General features: G+C 73.5%; 16 protein-coding genes. 2 read left to right on the top strand and 14 right to left on the bottom strand.

The genetic code is table 11. From position 1 onward, the window contains the following. Positions 1-10 precede the first annotated feature (10 nt). From SM793_RS17590 to SM793_RS17565, 6 genes are all read right to left on the bottom strand, one after another. Positions 11-679: a DUF2269 domain-containing protein gene (locus SM793_RS17590; protein WP_320439135.1), complete on the bottom strand. Its 669-nt coding sequence runs from the start codon at positions 677-679 to the stop codon at positions 11-13. Positions 680-989: 310 nt separating this feature from the next. Beyond that, positions 990-1628, bottom strand: a complete 639-nt coding sequence (locus SM793_RS17585) for an NAD(P)-dependent oxidoreductase (RefSeq protein WP_320439134.1) — start codon at positions 1626-1628, stop codon at positions 990-992. 242 nt (positions 1629-1870) lie between these two features. After that, positions 1871-2500: an NAD(P)-dependent oxidoreductase gene (locus SM793_RS17580; RefSeq protein ID WP_320439133.1), complete on the bottom strand. Its 630-nt coding sequence runs from the start codon at positions 2498-2500 to the stop codon at positions 1871-1873. Between the two features lie 75 nt (positions 2501-2575). Continuing rightward, complete coding sequence (locus SM793_RS17575) at positions 2576-4207, bottom strand: PQQ-binding-like beta-propeller repeat protein (protein WP_320439132.1); 1632 nt, start codon at positions 4205-4207, stop codon at positions 2576-2578. A 31-nt stretch (positions 4208-4238) separates the two neighbouring features. After that, positions 4239-5210, bottom strand: a complete 972-nt coding sequence (locus SM793_RS17570) for an NAD(P)-dependent oxidoreductase (RefSeq protein ID WP_320439131.1) — start codon at positions 5208-5210, stop codon at positions 4239-4241. 304 nt (positions 5211-5514) lie between these two features. Further along, positions 5515-7257 (bottom strand): MDR family MFS transporter, encoded by a 1743-nt coding sequence (locus tag SM793_RS17565; RefSeq protein ID WP_320439130.1) that lies wholly within the window; start codon positions 7255-7257, stop codon positions 5515-5517. 187 nt (positions 7258-7444) lie between these two features. On the opposite strand from SM793_RS17565, the gene SM793_RS17560 reads away from it, so the two are divergent. Both SM793_RS17560 and SM793_RS17555 read left to right on the top strand, forming a co-directional pair. Further along, a complete protein-coding gene (locus tag SM793_RS17560; protein WP_320439129.1) occupies positions 7445-8365 on the top strand; it encodes an SDR family NAD(P)-dependent oxidoreductase in 921 nt (306 codons plus the stop codon). A gap of 75 nt (positions 8366-8440) precedes the next feature. Beyond that, on the top strand, positions 8441-9289 hold the full coding sequence (locus SM793_RS17555; protein WP_320439128.1) for a GNAT family N-acetyltransferase: 849 nt from the start codon (positions 8441-8443) through the stop codon (positions 9287-9289). Between the two features lie 152 nt (positions 9290-9441). Here SM793_RS17555 and SM793_RS17550 read toward each other — a convergent pair whose 3' ends face one another. The 8 genes from SM793_RS17550 to SM793_RS17515 all read right to left on the bottom strand — a co-directional run bounded on the left by SM793_RS17550 (position 9442) and on the right by SM793_RS17515 (position 17129). Beyond that, the gene (locus SM793_RS17550; protein WP_320439127.1) at positions 9442-10491 is read right to left on the bottom strand and encodes an ArsR family transcriptional regulator; all 1050 of its coding nucleotides are present in this window, start codon (positions 10489-10491) and stop codon (positions 9442-9444) included. A gap of 144 nt (positions 10492-10635) precedes the next feature. Then, positions 10636-11814, bottom strand: a complete 1179-nt coding sequence (locus tag SM793_RS17545; RefSeq protein ID WP_030396585.1) for an RCC1 domain-containing protein — start codon at positions 11812-11814, stop codon at positions 10636-10638. Positions 11815-11846: 32 nt separating this feature from the next. Continuing rightward, entirely contained in the window at positions 11847-12245 is a 399-nt protein-coding gene (locus tag SM793_RS17540) for a nuclear transport factor 2 family protein (RefSeq protein WP_320439126.1), read from the bottom strand. A gap of 107 nt (positions 12246-12352) precedes the next feature. After that, a complete protein-coding gene (locus tag SM793_RS17535) occupies positions 12353-13780 on the bottom strand; it encodes an FAD-dependent oxidoreductase (protein ID WP_045942341.1) in 1428 nt (475 codons plus the stop codon). Positions 13781-13784: 4 nt separating this feature from the next. Further along, positions 13785-14180, bottom strand: a complete 396-nt coding sequence (locus SM793_RS17530; RefSeq protein WP_320439125.1) for an antibiotic biosynthesis monooxygenase family protein — start codon at positions 14178-14180, stop codon at positions 13785-13787. 5 nt (positions 14181-14185) lie between these two features. Further along, positions 14186-15421, bottom strand: a complete 1236-nt coding sequence (locus tag SM793_RS17525; RefSeq protein ID WP_320439124.1) for a beta-ketoacyl synthase N-terminal-like domain-containing protein — start codon at positions 15419-15421, stop codon at positions 14186-14188. Further along, positions 15418-16704, bottom strand: coding sequence for a beta-ketoacyl-[acyl-carrier-protein] synthase family protein (locus SM793_RS17520; RefSeq protein ID WP_320439123.1), 1287 nt, complete (start codon positions 16702-16704; stop codon positions 15418-15420). The genes SM793_RS17525 and SM793_RS17520 overlap by 4 nt, the downstream gene beginning before the upstream one ends. Continuing rightward, positions 16701-17129, bottom strand: a complete 429-nt coding sequence (locus SM793_RS17515; RefSeq protein ID WP_045942344.1) for a cupin domain-containing protein — start codon at positions 17127-17129, stop codon at positions 16701-16703. Before SM793_RS17515 ends, SM793_RS17520 begins: the two co-directional genes overlap by 4 nt. Positions 17130-17134: the final 5 nt, after the last annotated feature.

Below are 17134 nucleotides of genomic sequence, written 5' to 3'. Positions count from 1 at the left end.
CGGGTAACGGTCACCGCCCCGGCGCCGCGCCCGCGGCCCGGTCGACGCGTGCGGCGCGGGCCTCGGCGGCCAGTCGCCGGCCCCGCTTGGTCATGCCCCAGGGCTTGACCACGGAGAGCACGGTGGCGGTCAGGTAGATGGCCAGGGCCACCGAGGGGGCGATCACCAGCACGTGCGGGGCGCGGCCGTCCGGCGGGACGGTACCGGCCGCGACCTGGCCGGCGGCGTCGTGGATGAAGGCGCGCAGGGCGAAGATCGAGGCCAGGGTGGCGGCCAGGGTGAGCCAGAACTTGGTGGCGACCCAGCGGTGCCGCAGCAGGCCCCAGGTGGTGCCGAGGGACAGCAGCACGCCGGAGAGCAGCGAGAGCAGGCTGATCGGGATCAGCAGCCAGTCGGCGAAGATCTCCTGCGCCAGGTAGGCGGCGCGCACGGTGTCCGGGTTGTCGGAGAAGCGGCCGGCGATGCCGAGGGCGAGCACACCGGCGGTCAGGCCGAGCCAGCCGACCGAGCAGGCGACGTGCACGGTCAGCCAGACCCGGCGGGCGTGCTTGGGCAGGCGGAGGCGCCCGGCGCGGCCGGCCGGGGGTTCCGGCCGGTCGGCGCGGCCGGCCGGGGGCACGGCGGGGGCCGTCGGGGCCTCGGGGGTGTCGGCGGCGGGCGAACCAGGACGTGTGGGCATCGGATCGTGCTCCGGAGGGCGAGGGGCGACGCGGGCCACGGGCCGGCGGCCACCGGGTGGATGGTGTACGGTCGCCGGCCCATGGCTTGGGTGATCCACGGGATCACCCCCTACTCTGCCCGGCCGGGGTGGGCGGGGCATCGCACGGCGGGAGTAGCCGGCCGTACCGCGTGTTGAGTACGGGCGGCGCGGCGCGCGGGCGGCCGACGGCCGGGATCGTTCGGCCGGACGGGCCACGGGCGGGCTACGGACGGGCTACGGGCGGACGGCTGAGTGGCGGCGGGCGGTCGGTCAGGCGGCGGACCGGCGGTCAGTAGGCGATCTCCACGACCTCGCGCGGGGCGGCCGGCGCCTGGAGCGCGGTGAGCAGGTAGTGCGCGAGGTCGGCGCGGGATATCGACCAGGCCCCGGGCAGCCGGTGGCCGGCCGCCGTGCGGTAGCGGCCCCGGGCCCGGCCGCCGGTGAGCCGGGCGGCCCGGACCAGGGTCCAGTCCAGCTCGGTGTCCTCCAGCAGCAACCGCTCCATTCGCGCCATGTCGGCGTACGGCCGGCGGAGCATCGGGTGCAGCACCCAGGAGGTGAGGGCCCGTTGGAACGGCGCGGCGCGCCAGGGCACCGGGCTCATGCTGGTGGTGGAGACGCACACCACCCGGGAGACGCCGGTGGCGCGCATCGCCTTGAGGATGTGGTCGGTGCCGGCCGAGTAGACGGTGGTGGCGGCCCGGCTGTAGCCGATGCCGAGCGCGGAGACCACCGCGTCCGCGCCCTCGACGGCGCGGGCCACCGCGTCCGGGTCGAGCACGTCGCCCTGCCGGATGGTGCTGGGACGGGCGTCGGCCAGGGCCAGCGGGTCGCGGGCGAAGGCGACGGTGGAGTGCCCGGCCTCGGCGGCCAGCTCCAGGAAGTGGCGGCCGGTGCCACCGGTCGCGCCGAAGACGACGATGTTCACGGTGCGTTTCCCCCTCGATCAGCGTCGGTGGGCCCAGGTCGGCCCAGGTCGGCCCAGGTCGGGCCGGACCGGTGCCTCGATCGGCCCGGCCGGGCCCGGTCAGTCCCGGTCGGTCCTGGTCGGTCCTGGTCGGTCCCGGTCGGTCCCGGTCGGTCCCGGTCAGTCCCGGCGGCGGGCGGCCGGCGCGCGGCCGGCCCGCGCCGCGGACATGCCGCGGGCGGGCCGGCCCCCGCCGGGGGTCATCAGTTGGCCACCTCGACGCGCCGGCCGTAGGTGGCCGTGTCATCCAGATGGGTGACGATGTAGTCGGCGACGTTCGCCCGCGCGATGCGCGACGCCTTCGCGATGTGGCCGCCCACCACCGCCTGGTAGTTGGGCGTGGCCGGACCGTCGGTCAGCATCGGCACCCGGACGATCGTCCAGTCCAGCGGGCTGGCCTCGACCTCGTCCTCCATCCGGGCCAGGTCGAGGTGGATGTTCCGGTAGACCCGGTCCACCACGAACTCGGCGACGAAGCGCTGCATCGCCGGCAGGTGCTTGGTCTCCAGACCGGCCGAGGACATGGTGACCAGCCGGCGCACCCCGCCCGCCCGGGCGGCGGCGATGACGTTGCGCGCGCCCTCGGAGAACACCGTGGTCGTGGTGCGGGTGGTCACCCCCAGCGCGATCACCACGGCCTCCTTGCCGGCCAGCGGACCGGTCAGCGAGTTGACGTCGAACACGTCCGCGCGGACCTTGCTCAGCCGCTCGTGCTCGATCGGCAGCTTGGCCGGGTCGCGCAGCAGCGCGGTGACGCTGTGCTTGTTCTCCAGGGCCTTCTCGACGAGCAGCCGTCCGGTCCGACCGGCCGCTCCCACCACGACGAGCTCCATAATTTCCTCCTTGCCAGGGCCGGCGGCAACTGGTTGCCGCCGGCCGTGAGTTGACCTTCGCTGAGCCGACTGGTCCTACGGTAGGGAAAAGGCGAGCAGAACGCCGCCCGCATTGCTCGGGTACTGCGGGTAGTACGCGGCCTGGACGTAGAGCATGCCGTCCGCGACCACCGCGCCGCCGCCACCGGAGAGCGCCGTGCCGTGCCCCGGCACGCCGTTGACCGTGGTGAAGTCGCGGACCACGTCGTACTGCCAGAGCACCGCGCCGGTGGTGGCCGAGAAGACCCGCATCTTGCCGTCGGCGCCGCCCTCGTAGACCAGGCCACGGGTGGCGGTCACGGCGGGGGTGAAGGCCCGCTGGCACAGCTCGGGATTGGCGGCCGCGCCGCCCCACTGGCAGCCGTCGGCCGGGCTCTCGGTCTGCCAGAGGATCGCCCCGGTCGCCGGGTCGAGCGCGTACAGGGTGCCCGGGTTGGCGAACCAGGTGGCGACGTAGAGCCGGGTGCCGTCGTAGCTGGTACCCCACTGGATGCCCGAGCTGCCGCCCTTGGTGTTGGGGTCGGCGACCACCGCGCGGTCCCAGACCTTGGCGCCGGTCAGCGCGTCGTAGACGTGGTAGACGCCGTTCTTCTGGCCGATGCCGATCACCCGGCGGTCGCCGATGCTGAAGACGTTGGCGCTGGCGCCGAAGTCCCAGTCGTGGTCGGTGCCGTTGGCCTTGCTGGGGCAGTAGGCGTCGGCGCCGGGGATGCCGCAGGCGACGGTGAAGGTGTCCGGGAAGACCTCCTGGGACCGCCAGCGGACGTTGCCGTCGCGGGCGTCCAGGGCGAGCACCGAGTCGGTGTCGCCGGCCGCGCCGGTGTAGTTCTGGCCGGTGCCGACGTAGATGGTGCCGGTCTCCCGGTCGACCACCGGGGAGCTCCACACGGCGACGCCGGAGGGCTCGTAGCGGGCCGCGCCGTTGGGCCAGGTGCCGACCTGCTGCGGCTGGGGCGTGGTCCAGTGCCGCCAACTCAGCTGTCCGGTGTACGCGTTGACGGCGACCACCGAACCGCGGAAGGTGCAGCACGGGTAGGTCAGGTCGAAGGTGGCGCCGGACTCCCTGCTGGACACGCCCACGTAGACCTGGCCGTTGTAGACCAGCGGCGAGCTGGTTATCTGGGCCTGCGGGTGGGCGTCCAGCTTCAGCGACCAGCGCAGGGCGCCGGTGCGGCGGTCGAGCGCGTACAGGTAGCCGCGGTTGTCACCGAAGTAGACGGTGCCGCCCTCGACGGCCGGGCTGCTGCGGACCGGGTCCGGGTTGGTGGCCGAGTGGGCGCCGGCCACCGGGGCGACGTCGAAGGTCCAGCGCGCCGCGCCGGTCTTGGCGTCCAGGGCGTGGAAGGTGCCCTCGGCGCCGCCGACGTAGAGGGTGCCGTCCACCACGGCGGGCTGGCTGCCGAGGTAGACGCCCTGGACCTTCTCGTGACCGAAGGCCCACTTGAGGCCGAGGCCGCCGACGGTGGCCGGGGTGATCCGGCTCTCCTGGCCGTTGAACCGGCTGCCGGCCTGGTCGAACTGCCAACTGCTCCAGTTCGCCGGACGGGGGCGGGACTCGGTGTCCTCGGCACCGGCGCCATTGGTGGCGGCGAGCAGGACGAGAGCGGTCAACAGGGCCACCAGGGCGGTGCCCAATCCGGCCGCCCCGGGTCGTCTTGGCTGGAACACGTGGATCAACTCCTCAGTGAGGGCGAGTGGTTCACGTACGGTCCGGGGCGCCGGGAAGCCCGGCGGTGACCTCCGCGTGGGAGAGCACGGCGGCACAGTCCAGCTCGCCGAGGCCCGCCTCGGCGGCGGCGACCAGGGTCTCGTGGGTGGCGTCGCAGACCGGGGTCGCGACACCGAGGCGGCCGGCCTCGGCGGTGGCCAGCCGGAGGTCCTTGCGCATCAGGTCGAGCCGGAACTGCGGCTCGCCGTAGGCCCGGCGGCGCATCACGCCGGCCTTGTACTTCATCACGGGCGAGCTGAAGCCGCTCTCGCTGATCATCGAGAGGGCCAGCTCGCGGTCGATGCCGGCCCGCTGGGCCAGCGTCACCGACTCGGCGAGCACCTGCATCTCGACGCCCATCAGCACATTGAGCATCACCTTGGCGGTGGCGCCGAGGCCGCTCGGGCCGAGGTGGCGGATCTCCTTGGCGAGCGGCTCCAGTACGGCGCTCAGCCGCTCGAAGGTCTCGGCGGACCCGCCGACCATGAAGCGCAGTTCGCCGTCCTTGGCGTGCTGGCCGTTGCCGATGATGCAGGCGTCGACGGCGCCGCGGCCGCGGCCGGCGACGCGCTCGGCCACCGATCGGGCGAAGTCCGGGGAGACGGTGCTGGTGTCCATCACGATGCCGTGGGCGGGCAGCGTCTCCAGCACCCCGCCGGCGCCGAACAGCTGCTCCTCGACGGCGGCCTCGGAGGCCAGGCTGAGCAGCACCACGTCCACCTGGGAGGCCAGTTCGGCCGGGGTGGCGGCGACCACGGCGCCGCGGGCGGCGAACGGGGCGGCACGCTCGGGGGTGCGGTTGTGGACCACGATCCGGTGGCCCTGGTCGAGCAGGCGGGAGGCCATGCCGCCGCCCATGACGCCGAGACCGATGACACCGATCCTGGTCGCCGGGGGAATGCCGGGGGCGGCGGGCGGGAGGTCCCGGGAGAGTGCACGCCGGGGGCTGGGTATGTCGGCCATGGAGTCGACCCGCTTCCTGGTGGGCTGGTCGCGCCGGTACTCCCGGCGCTCGGAGTGCGGCGGGGAAGGCCGTGCCAGACACCCCGCCCCACCGCGGCCGGGGTGCCGACTGCCAGTCCAGCCTAGCGGGTGAACACTCACTCCGCGACGGCTTTCGGCGTCCGTTTCGAGCCGTATCCAGTGATGACGCGCGATCAGTTCCGGCCCCGGACAAGCCTCCTCCCCTACCGCCGGGGGTAACGGTAGGGGAGGAGGGGCTATCGGGGCGGACGCCGGTCGGTCGACCGGGGCGGAGCGGCGGCCGTCAGCCGGCCGCGGTCTCCGGCCGCCCGCCCGCGGGGCCGGCGTGCCCGGGCTGACCGCCCTGGCCACCCTGGCCCGCCGGGGCACCCTGGCCCTGACCGGCCGGGGCTCCCTGGCCCTGGCCCTGCCACTGGCCACCACCGGGCGCGCCCTGGCCCTGGCCGCCACCCTGGCCGCCCTGACCCTGCCACTGGCCGCCGCCGGGGCCGCCCTGGCCCTGCTGGCCGCCGGGACCGCCCGGGCCACCCTGGCCGCCGGGACCCTTGCCGCCGGGCGCGCCCATCGGCGCCCGCATCGGACGCTCCTGGAGGAAGACCACGACCAGGGCGCCGAGCAGCGCGATGACCATGCCGATCAGGTAGACCGTGTGCAGCGACCCGGCCAGCGCCGAGGCCACACCGTCGCGCACCTCGGGCGCCTGCGCCCGGACCTTGGCCGGCGAGGTCAGCAGACCGTCCGTGCCGAGCCGCGCCAGCGCCTCGGCCGGCACCTTCTTCGGCAGCTGGTCGCGCAGCTGGGCGTTGAGGATGGCACCGAAGACGGTCACACCCATGGCGCCACCGAGCGAGCGGAAGAAGTTCGCCGCGGCGGTCGCCACACCCAGCTGGCGCATCTCGACGGAGTTCTGCACCGCCGCGATGAGCACCTGGGTGACCAGACCGAAGCCGATACCGAAGACCGCCAGGAAGCCGCCCGCGGCCACCTCGGAGGAGTCGGCCTTGAGGGTCGACATCAGGTACAGGCCGACCGCCATGATCAGCAGGCCCGCGATCGGGAACAGCTTGTACTTGCCGGTCGCCGCGACGACCTTGCCCGAGATGGTCAGGCTGACCACGGTCGCGATCATCAGCGGGACCAGCAGCAGCCCGGACTCGGTGGCGGTGTCCCCGTTGGCGACCTGGAGGAAGAGCGGGGTGTAGACGGTCGCCACGAAGAGCGAGATCGAGGCGAGGAAGAGGCCGACGGTGGCCACCAGGATGACCGGGTCCTTGAACAGCTCCAGCGGGACGACCGGCTCGCTGGCCCGCTTCTCCTGCAGGACGAAGCCGACCAGCAGCACCGCGGCGAGCACCAGCAGGCCGATGATCTGGACCGAGCCCCAGGCGTACTGGTCCCCGGCCCAGACCGAGACCAGCAGGATCGCGACGATGGCGGAGCTGAGCAGCGCCGAGCCGAGGTAGTCGAGCTGCTTCTTCTGCTTGTTGACCGGCAGCTTCAGCACCGAGCTGACGACCACCAGCGCGACCGCGCCGATCGGCAGGTTGATGTAGAAGATCCACGGCCAGGACAGGTGGTCGACGAAGGCGCCGCCGATCAGCGGGCCGACCACACCGGCGATCACGAAGCAGGACTGCGCGTAGCCCTGCCACTTGCCGCGCTCGCGGGGCGGGACGAGCTCGGCGATCAGGGCCATGGCCAGCGCCATCAGACCGCCGGCGCCCAGACCCTGGAGGGTGCGGAAGCCGATCAGCTGGCCGATGTTGGCGGAGAGGCCGGACAGCGCCGAGCCGAGCAGGAAGATGGTGATCGCCGACTGGAACATCAGCTTGCGGCCGTAGAGGTCGCCCAGCTTGCCCCAGAGCGGCGTGGCCGCGGTGGCGGCCAGCATGTAGGCGGTGATGACCCAGGCCAGGTGGGTCACGCCGCCGAGGTCACCGGCGATGGTCGGCAGGGCCGTCGCCACGATCGTCTGGTCCAGGGCTGCCAGGAACATGGCAAGCACCAGGGCAGCAAAGATCGTCAAGAAGGTTTTACGTGGCACTTCCGGGGCGGGTGCAGCGTACGGGGCGCTCATTGGGTACTCCTTGAGAGGCGTCCGCCGGCTCGGAGACCTTGCTCCGAGCTTGAATTCGTATAGACTATACAATCAAAATTAGCCGTCAAGAGCCAACGTCAAGGGCGGCCGCGGCCGCCCGGAAGGGCAGCTAACGATGAGCCAACTCCAGGGGAAGATCGCCCTCGTGACCGGTTCCACCTCGGGCATGGGGGCCGCCACCGCACTGGCGCTCGCCGCCGCCGGGGCGACCGTCGTGGTCTCCGGCCGCCGGGCCGAGCTAGGCAACGCCGTGGTGGAGCGGATTCGCGAGAAGGGCGGACAGGCGGAGTTCGTCGCCGCCGATGTCACCGTCGAGGATGACGTCGCCCGCCTGGTGAGTACCACGGTCGAGCGACACGGTCGCCTCGACATCGCCTTCAACAACGCCGGCGGCGGCGGGGCGTTCGGGCCGCTGGACCGGGTCCCGGCGGACGCCTTCAACGCCGTGATCGCGGTCAACCTCGTCGGCACCTACCACTCGCTGAAGCACGAGATCGCCGCCATGCGGGCGAGCGGCGGCGGCAGCATCATCAACAACGCCTCCACGGCCGGCGTCCAGGGCACCGCCTTCGGCCTGGGCGCGTACACCGCGGCCAAGCACGGGGTGGTCGGCCTGACCCGGGCCACCGCGCTGGAGGCCGGTCCGGCGGGCATCCGGGTCAACGCGCTGATCACCGGCCCGGTCGACACCGAGGACTTCCGCCAGCGGGTCGGCGGCCAGCCGGGCGCGCTGGAGCGGGCCGGCGCGGCCACCGCCCTGGGGCGGATCGCGACCGAGGAGGAGGTCGCCAACGCGGTGGTCTTCCTCAGCAGCGACGCGGCCAGCTTCGTCACCGGCTCGCTGTTCGGGCTGGAGGGCGGTATGACGGCCGGCGTCACGGCCGGGACGATGGGGCGGCCCGGCGGCGGCCAGGGCGGTCCGGGCAACCAGGGCGGTCCGGGCAACCAGGGCGGTCAGGGCGGTCCCGGCGCGCGCGGCGGCCAGGGCGGTCCGGGCCAGGGCGGGCCGGGAGCCGGGCGGCCCGGAGCGAACTGACCGGAACCGGACGCACCGGGGCCCGTTCCCCCTCGTCCCATTGCCAGCAATCCACCCTCCGGCTATTTTTTCGATATGTTCGTAAAAACCACGAGGAACACCGAGGATTTCGTCTCCGAAACCGGTGGGTGGCTTGCCGGTAACCCGGTCGAGAATTCCATCCTGCTGACCATGCTGGCCGGCGCGAAATTCCGCCCGCCGACCGCCCCGCCGATAGCCTGGAGCCGGGTCGAGGACCCGGCTTCGGACACGGCGCCGGTGGTCGGCGTCGCGGCGTTCACGCCGCCGCACCTGGTCGTGCTGAGCGGGATGCCGACGGCCGCCGCGGCCGCGCTCGGCGCCGAACTGGGCGCCGGGCCCGACCTCCTGCCCGGCGTGATCGGGCCGGACGCGGCGGCCGCCGCCTTCGCCGCGGCCTGGTCCGAGGCCACCGGCCGACCCGTCCGGGCCGACCGCCGCGAGCGGATCCTGCGCCTGGACGGAGCCGTCACCGCCGACGGCCGCCCGGCCCCGGACGGGCAGTCCAGGGCCGCCCGCGAGGAGGAGGCGGAGCTGTTCACCGACTGGTGCCTGGAGGCCGCGCACGGCGCCGGACTCAGCCGGGAGATGGCCTCGCGCTCCGTCCGGGGCCAGATCGCCGGCGGCCTGCTGCGAGCCTGGGAGCTCGACGGCGAGCCCGTCGCGATCCTCGGCCGGACCGCCGCCGTGGCGGGCGTGGTGCGCTACGGCCCGGTCTACTCGCGGCCCGACGCGCGGCGCGGCGGGTACGCCCGGGCGCTGCTCGCCGAGTCCTCGGCCGAGGTGCGGGCCGAGGGGCTGGTCGGCATGGCGGTCACCGCCGAGGGCAACGACGGTGTCCAGGCGCTGTTCGGCTCGCTCGGCTACCGCTCCCACGGCGGCCTGTCGGAATTCCGGTTCGACTGAGCGGCGCGATCTCTCCGGGAAATACCCGGAGGGAATACCGAGGGCCCGGATCCGAAATCGGATCCGGGCCCTCTCGCAATATCCTCCGGAGAATCCCCGGAACTGCCCGGAACTGCCCGGAGGATTCCCCCCCGGGCGCCCGGGGCTTCGAGTCAGTCCAGCGGGTCGGGGTCCGGCACGGCCTCCAGCAGCGAGAACGCCGTACCGGTGGGCACCACCCGGTTGAGCCGGAAGCCGCCGCGCCGGAAGACCTCGGCGAACTGCTCCTCGGTGCGGACCTCGCCGCTCATGGTGACCAGCATGACCAGGTCGAAGTTCTTCACGAACCTCGGCACGCCCTCCCGGTGCACCAGCTCCGCCGCGACGAAGCGGGCGCCCGGCGAGGCCTCCCGGCACTTGCGCAGCAGCCGGACCAGCGCGTCGTCCGGCCAGGAGTGCCAGACCTGCTTGGTGACGTAGGCGCCGATGCCGGCCGGGACGCCGGCGAAGAAGTCGACCGGCTCGAAGTCCAGCCGGCCCTGCTCGGCCAGCTTGGCGACGTCGGGCTGGGTCCTGGCCTGCTCGATGACGGTCGGCAGGTCGGCCAGCACACCGCGGGCGAGGGCGTCGTACTTGTGCAGGATCGCGGCCAGGTAGGTGCCCTGCCCGCCGCCGAGGTCACAGACCGCGCCGGCCTCGGCGAACTCGGGGTACGCGGACACCAGGGCGTCGGAAAGGGCGTCGGTGAAGTCGGTCATCGCCTGGTTGAAGGTCGCAGCGGCGGACGGGTTCTTCTGCAGCCAGGGCCAGAGCGCGGTGCCGTGCACCTTCTCGAAACCGGGCTTCCCGGTGGCCAGGCTGTGGTCCAGCGCGCCCCAGGAGGCCCACAGCCACTCGGCGCCGACCATCCGGGCCATCGCGTCCATCGAACCGGGCACGCCCGGGCGGAGCAGCTCGGAGAGCCCGGTGTTGGCGAAGACGCCGGGCTCGACCTCCTCGAACACACCGTCCTCGGTGAGCAGCGAGAGCACCTTGGCCAGCGCGCTCGCGGTCGCTCCGGCGCGCTCGGCGAGCTCGGCCACCGGCAGCGGGCCCTCGGCCAGCAGCTCGGCGAGCTTGAACTCGGCGGCCAGCGCCAGGCAGCGCGGGGTGGACGGGAACATCAATTCGGAGAGGAACACCGCGCCGGCCGAAGCAGGGGCGGTCTGGGGAACGGCGGTCATGGGGTGAGCCTCCCTGCGGGGACCGGGCCGGGGGCGGACGGCGCCCCCGGGCCGAGGTCAGCGGTCATGAGTGGACGGGCCGGACGGCCCCGCGCCGGGCGGCCCGGACGGGCCGGGCCGCCCGGCGGTTGCGCACGGCCGGGCTCAGCCCAGCAGGGCGAAGGCGAAGCCACCGCCGGGGTTGGCCATGAACTTGTTGGTCGGCGGGATCTCACCGCCGGCCGCGACGCCCACGGCCGGGCCGGTCAGCGCGATCCGGGTCGGGGTGGGGACGATCTGGACCTGGCCGGCGGCCAGCTGGCCCCAGTTGTTCCAGCCCCAGCCCTGCACCGAGCCGTCGGCCAGCAGCGCCAGCGCGTGCCCGCCGTTGCCGGGGGCCGCGTCGGTGCCGCCGCCGCTGGCGGACACGGCCTTGACGCCGGTCAGGCCCGGCACCGGGGCCGGCACCGCGCGGTCGGCGGTGGTGCCGTCGCCGAGCTGGCCGCCGTCGTTGAGACCCCAGGCCCAGACGGTGCCGTCGGCCAGCAGCGCCACCGTGTGGTGGTAGGCGCCGACCAGCTGGGTGACCGAGCGCAGGCCCGCGACCTTCTGCGGGGCGGCGCGGTCCTCGGTGGTGCCGTCGCCGAGCTGGCCCCGGTCGTTGAAGCCCCAGACCGAGGCGGTGCCGTCGGCGTGCACGACCATGCTGTGGCCGCCGCCGGCGCTCAGCTTGACGGCCGGCTCCAGGTTCTCGATCACGGCCGGGCGCGGCCGGCAGTCGAAGGAGGCGGTCATGTAGGAGCGGACGATCCGGCCCTCGCGGGTCGAACCGGGGCCGTCGCCCAGCTGGCCGCGGTCGTCGCGGCCCCAGGACCAGACGGTGCCGTCGGCCTTGAGCGCGAGGTTGTGCGCGCCGCCGACCGCCAGCTCGACGACGTCCTCCAGGCCGTCGACCCGGACCGGGACCGGCTGCACGCCGAAGTTGGCCTCGCCGAGGGCGCAGAAGAAGCCGGCGCCCCAGGCCCAGACGGTGCCGTCCTCCAGCAGGGCGGCGGTGTGGCCGCCGCCGGCGCCGACCGAGCGGACCCGGCCGGGCAGGCCGACGGTGCGGACCGGGGTGGCCTGGTTCTCGGTGGAGCCGTCGCCGAGCTGGCCGAAGGCGTTGCGGCCGAAGCCCCAGAGCTCGCCGTCGCCGGTCAGGGCCAGCGCGTGGCCGCTGCCGGCCGCCACCTTGACCACGTTCTCCAGTCCCTTGATGTCCTGCGCGGTGGTCCGGTTGACGGTCCCGCCGTCGCCGAGCTGGCCGTTGGTGTTGTCACCCCAGCTGCTGATGATGCCTGCCATGATGATGCGACCTCTCAATAGTCGGGGGGCGGTCAGGCCCAGAACTGGTCGACGGCGTACTGGTCCTCGGGGTAGGTCCAGAACTCGGCGATCAGGCCGTCCTGGATCCGCGCGACGTTGACGAAGGGCATCTCCAGGCTCTTGCCCTCACGCTCGTACCGGGTGAAGACGGTGGCGAAGGCGAACCCGTCGCTCGCGCCGATCTCGTGGATCTCCATCGTGATCCGGCCCTGGCAGATCTCGAACATCCGGCCTGCGAAGGCCAGCGCGGACTCGATGCCCTCGTGCGCGCCGGACAGCTCGCTGGTGCCCGGGTAGTAGTGCACGCAGTCCTTGGTCCAGTAACTGGCCGCCTTCTGCACGTCGCCCACGGTGAACGCGGCGTAGACCGCTTCCATGAGCTTGGCGTTGGGGTGGTCGACGACCTTCATGACTCTCCTCCTGTAACTGTGCGACGGTGCGATGCGGGGCCGTGCGGTGGAGCGGCGTCGCTCGACGCGGGGCAACCAGCGTCGGGCGGCGCTGTGATGACGATGCGTCAGTTCGCGGCGCGGCGGACGATGTCGACCAGGGTCGCCCGGTCCGGGGCGGGGAACGGCGGGGGCCCGCCCGCGACCGCCTGCTTGACCCGCAGCCGGATCTCCTCGTCCTCGTACAGGCCGGCCGGGTTGTCGAGCGACATCATGGTGCGGACCAGCCGGCGCCAGACCACCTCGTCGGTACCGGCCGCCTCGGCGACCGTGCCGAAGGTGAGCACGTCCGGCGGCAGCGGCGGCAGCTGCTGGCCGGCCACGGTGGCCCGCCAGAGCCGGGCGCGGCCCGCGTCGTTGCGGACGGCGTCCTCGAACCACGGACGGAAGGTCCGCCCGGCCAGGCCGGCCGCCAGCGCGGCCTGCTCGGCGTCCGGCTCCGGGTGCTCGCGCACCAGGTCGGCCAGGCCGAGCACATGGGCGATGGCCAGCGAGACGCCGCGGCCGAACGCCGGGTTGGTGGTGCAGACGGCGTCGGCGACCGGAAGGAAGCCGGGCACCGGCTGGGCGTCCTGCCCGTACAGCTTCAGCGAGTTGTCCAGGCCCGCCATCGCGTGCACCGGCGAGATCGGGTCGGAGGCCTCCGGCGACACCCAGGGGGCGAGCAGCGGGGTGGCCCGGACCACGGCGGTGAAGACGTCCTCGGCCCGCATCTGCTTCAGCTCGGTGTCGTCCGGCAGGATGCCGAACGAGATGGCGAAGGTGTTGTTGTCGCCGAGGAACATCACACCGGTGTAGTGGTCCCAGAGCCCGCCGGCGCCGAAGCCCCGGTTGAGCGGACCGACCGGGCGCGGACCGTGCGCGCGGTAGTAGCGGGTGTAGTAGGTGATGTCGGCGCTCTGCGCGACCAGTTCCGGCTCGGCCAGGCCGTGCTCGCGCAGCCACTCGTGGCCCTGCGAGCGGCGGCCGCTGGCGTCGATCACCAGATCGGCCGCGATGGTGCGGCCGTCCTTGGTGACCACGCCGGTCACCCGGGCCGGGCCGCGGTCGGCGACGGTCAGGCCGCGCACCGTCTCGCCCCGGCGCAGCGAGATGCCGGGCTTGCGCAGCGCCTCCTGGCGGAGGACCAGCTCGAAGGTGGTCCGCCGGCTGCCGAGCATCCGCAGCTCGGCGTCGGCCGGGTGCGGCGTCTTGTCGGCCAGGGTCGGCGGCATCGCCTTGCCGAGCTCGATCTCCCGCACGCCGGCCGCGACCAGCGCCTGGTAGACGGAGGGCAGCCGCTCGCGCAGCAGGTTGGTGCCGAGCGAGCCGAAGGCGTGCGAGTGGTGGAGCTGCGGCACGGTCGGCCGCTGCCAGTCGCCGTGCGCCTCGTCGACGGTGTCGGGGGCCTCGTTGGCGTCCCGCTCCAGCACGGTGACGTCGTGCCCCAGGTCGGCGAACGCCAGCGCGGCCACCAGGCCGGCGACGCTGCCGCCGATGATCAGAGTCCGTGTCATGACCTCACCCCGCGGTGGTAGGAGTGGAAAGGCCCGCCTTCGGGGTGTCCCGCGAGGTCTCGGCCTTGATGTGGAAGCGGATGGACTTCGCGTCGCTGAAGCACTCGCGCATCGGGCGCACCAGGTCCCGGTGCTCCTCGGTCCGCTCCCAGGCGACGAAGTCGTCCAGCGAGCGCCACTCGCTGGTGATCAGCCACTGCTCCGGGTCGGTGGAGGACTGGCAGACCTGGTCGCGCACGTGTCCGGGGACGCCCTCGGCGACCAGGTGGCGGATCTGCTCGTACGCCTTGAGGAAGTCCTCCCGGCGCTCCTCCTTGACAGTGATCAGGAAGAGCACGCGGCCCTGTGCCGCGCCCTCGTCGACCGGCATGACGGTCTCCTTCCGGGTCGTGGTGCTCATGGGTGTCAGGAGTGCGCGCGCAGCACGACGGCGCTGTTGAAGCCGTCGAAGCCGCGGGCGCCGATCAGCGCGGTACGCACCTCGGCGGCCTGCTCCTCGCGGACGAAGGCCAGGTCGCAGCCGTCCGCCGGACGGGCCGGGCCCGCCGAGGGCGGGATCAGGCCGTTGTCCATGGCGAGCACCGCGGTGGCGGCGTCCAGTGCGCTGCCGCCCTGGTAGAGGCGGCCGGTGAGCGGCTTCTGGGTGGTGACGGCGGCCGGGCCGGCGTCACCGAAGACCGCGCGCAGCGCCTCGGCCTCGGTGCGGTCGTAGGCGGGCAGGCCCACCGCGTCCGGGAAGGTCACGTCGACGTCCCCCGGGGTGAGGCCGGCCCGTTCGACCGCGGTGCCGAGCGCCCTGGCGTACTGGCGGACCGAGCCGGAGGCGGTCCGGCTGGCGGCGACGGCGTCCTGGGTGGCGGACCAGCCGGCGATCTCGGCCCGGATCCGGGCACCGCGGGCGAGCGCGTGGTCGAGGTCCTCGACCACGAACACCACCCCGCCCTCGCCCGGCACGTAGCCGGCCGCCCGCTCGTCGAACGGCAGGTACGCCTCGGCCGGGTCGGAGCCGGTGTAGAGCCGGCCGCTGCGCTGCTGGCAGGCGAGCGCGTACGGGCCGAGCGGTGCCTCGGTGCCGCCGGCGAGCACCACGTCGGCGCCCCGGCGGACCAGCCGGGCGGCGTGGGCCAGCGAGTCCAGGCCGCCGGCGCCCTCCGAGACGAGGACGCTGGACGGGCCCTTGGCCTGGTGCTTGATGGCCAGCTGCCCGACGGTCGCGGCGTAGAACCAGGCGATCGACTGGTAGGCGCCGACGGTCCGCGAGGTGTCCGGCTGCCAGAGCCGCTGGAGCTCGCGCTGGCCGAACTGGTTGCCGCCGGAGGAGCTGGCGAGCGCCACCGACAGCTTGTACGGCTCGACCGTGGACGGGTCCAGCTCGGCCTCGCCGAAGGCCAGTTCGGCCGCCGCGTAGGCGAGGTGGGTCCACCGGTCGGTCTGCACCTGGAGCCGGCGCTCGACGAACCGGCTGACGTCGAAGTCCGGGACCTCGCCGCCCAGCGTGGTCTCGTACCGGCCGGCGTCGAAGAGCGTGATCGGAGCGATCCGGCTCTCGCCGCCGCAGACCGACTTCCAGTGCGCCTCGCTGCCGATGCCGCTCGGCGCGACCACGCCGATACCGGTGATGACGGCACGTCGTGTGCTCATCGGCCCCTCCCCAGCTTGGCGAAGAGCATCGCGGACTGGAAGCCGCCGAAGCCGCTGCCGACCGAGAGCGCCGCGCCGACCCGCACCTCGCGGGCGGTGTTGGGCGTGTAGTCGAGGTCGCACTCGGGGTCGCGGTTCTGCCAGTTGGCGGTCGGCGGGACGACCCCGCGGTCGACCGCCAGCGCGCAGGCGGCCATCTCGATCGCGCCGATCGCGCCCAGCGAGTGGCCGACCATCGACTTGATCGAGCTGATCGGGACCCCGTAGGCGGCGTGGCCGAGCGAGCGCTTGAAGGCACCCGTCTCGTGCCGGTCGTTCTGGCGGGTACCGGAGCCGTGGGCGCTGATGTAGCCGATGTCCTCGGGGTTGAGCCGGGACTGGCGCAGGGTCTCGCTGATCGCCTCGGACATCTCCAGGCCGTCCGGGCGCAGACCGGTCATGTGGAAGGCGTTGCCGCGGTTGGCGTAGCCGACCACCTCGCAGTAGATCCGGGCACCGCGCCGGCGGGCGTGCTCCAGCTCCTCCAGGACGAGCACCGCGCAGCCCTCGCCCAGCACGAAGCCGTGCCGGTCCCGGTCGAACGGCCGGGAGGCGTGCGCCGGGTCGTCGTTGTCCGGGGTGGTGGCCTTGATGGCGTCGAAGGAGGCGACGGTGACCGGCGAGATCGGCGAGTCCGAGGCGCCGGTGAGCATCACCTCGGCCTCGCCGTCCATCAGCAGCTGGTAGGCGTGGCCGATGGCGTCGATGCCGGAGGTGCAGCCGGTGGAGACGACCACCGCCGGGCCGTGCGCCCCGTGCCGGACGGCCACGTCGGCGGCCAGGCTGCTCGGGATCAGGCCCTGGTAGAGGAACGGGCTGGTGACGTCGGGGTCGACCAGCCAGTTGCGGCCGGAGTCACTGGCGACGACGAACTCGTCCTCCAGGACGATGGTGCCGCCGACCGCCGAGCCGAGGACCACACCGGTGGCTTCCCGGGTGCGCTCGTCGAGCTCCAGTCCGGCGTCGAGCACCGCCTCCTGGGAGGCGGCCAGCGCGAACTGCACGTAGCGGTCGGCGCGGCGCAGCTCCAGCGGGGTGAGGCCGGCCGCGACCGGGTCGAAGTCGGCCTCGGCGGCGATCTGCGAGCGGAACGCCGAGGGGTCGAAGGCGGAGATCCGACGGGTCGCGGTGCGGCCCGAGGTGATCAGTTCCCAGAAGGTCTCACGGGTGGTGCCCCCGGGGGCCACCACACCGATCCCGGTGACCACGACGCGGCGGTCACCCGTGGACGGGGAAGCGGTCATCGCTCCCCCAGCACTATGTGGCCCTCGGCCTTGGTGCCCGGGCCGTCCTCGGTGTCGACGTGGCCGAGCTCGGGGGACGGCGCCAGCGGGCCGAGGTGGAAGACCGCGAAGGCCTCCTCGGAGCCGGTGTTGCGCAGCCGGTGGCGGATGTCCTTGGGGATCAGCACGCCCTGGCCGGCGAACAGCTCGAAGGGCTTGTCGTCCAGGTCGAGGGTCAGCTCGCCGCGGACGAGCAGCAGGAACTCCTCGCTGTACGGGTGGTAGTGCTCGGTGATCCGCTCCCCCGGCTGGAGCCGGGCGGTCCCCATGAAACCGGAGGTCGCGCCGCAGGTGGCGGGCGAGAGCACCGCGCGGGTCTCGCCGCCGCGCTTGCGGTTGGCGGGGACGTCGTCGGCGGAAATGATGCGGATGTTCCTGGCTGCCACGGCGC

The sequence above is a fragment of the Kitasatospora purpeofusca genome, assembly GCF_034043715.1.
In the GTDB taxonomy this organism is placed as follows: domain Bacteria; phylum Actinomycetota; class Actinomycetes; order Streptomycetales; family Streptomycetaceae; genus Kitasatospora; species Kitasatospora purpeofusca_A.
This window is presented reverse-complemented; position numbering and strand designations above follow the sequence as displayed.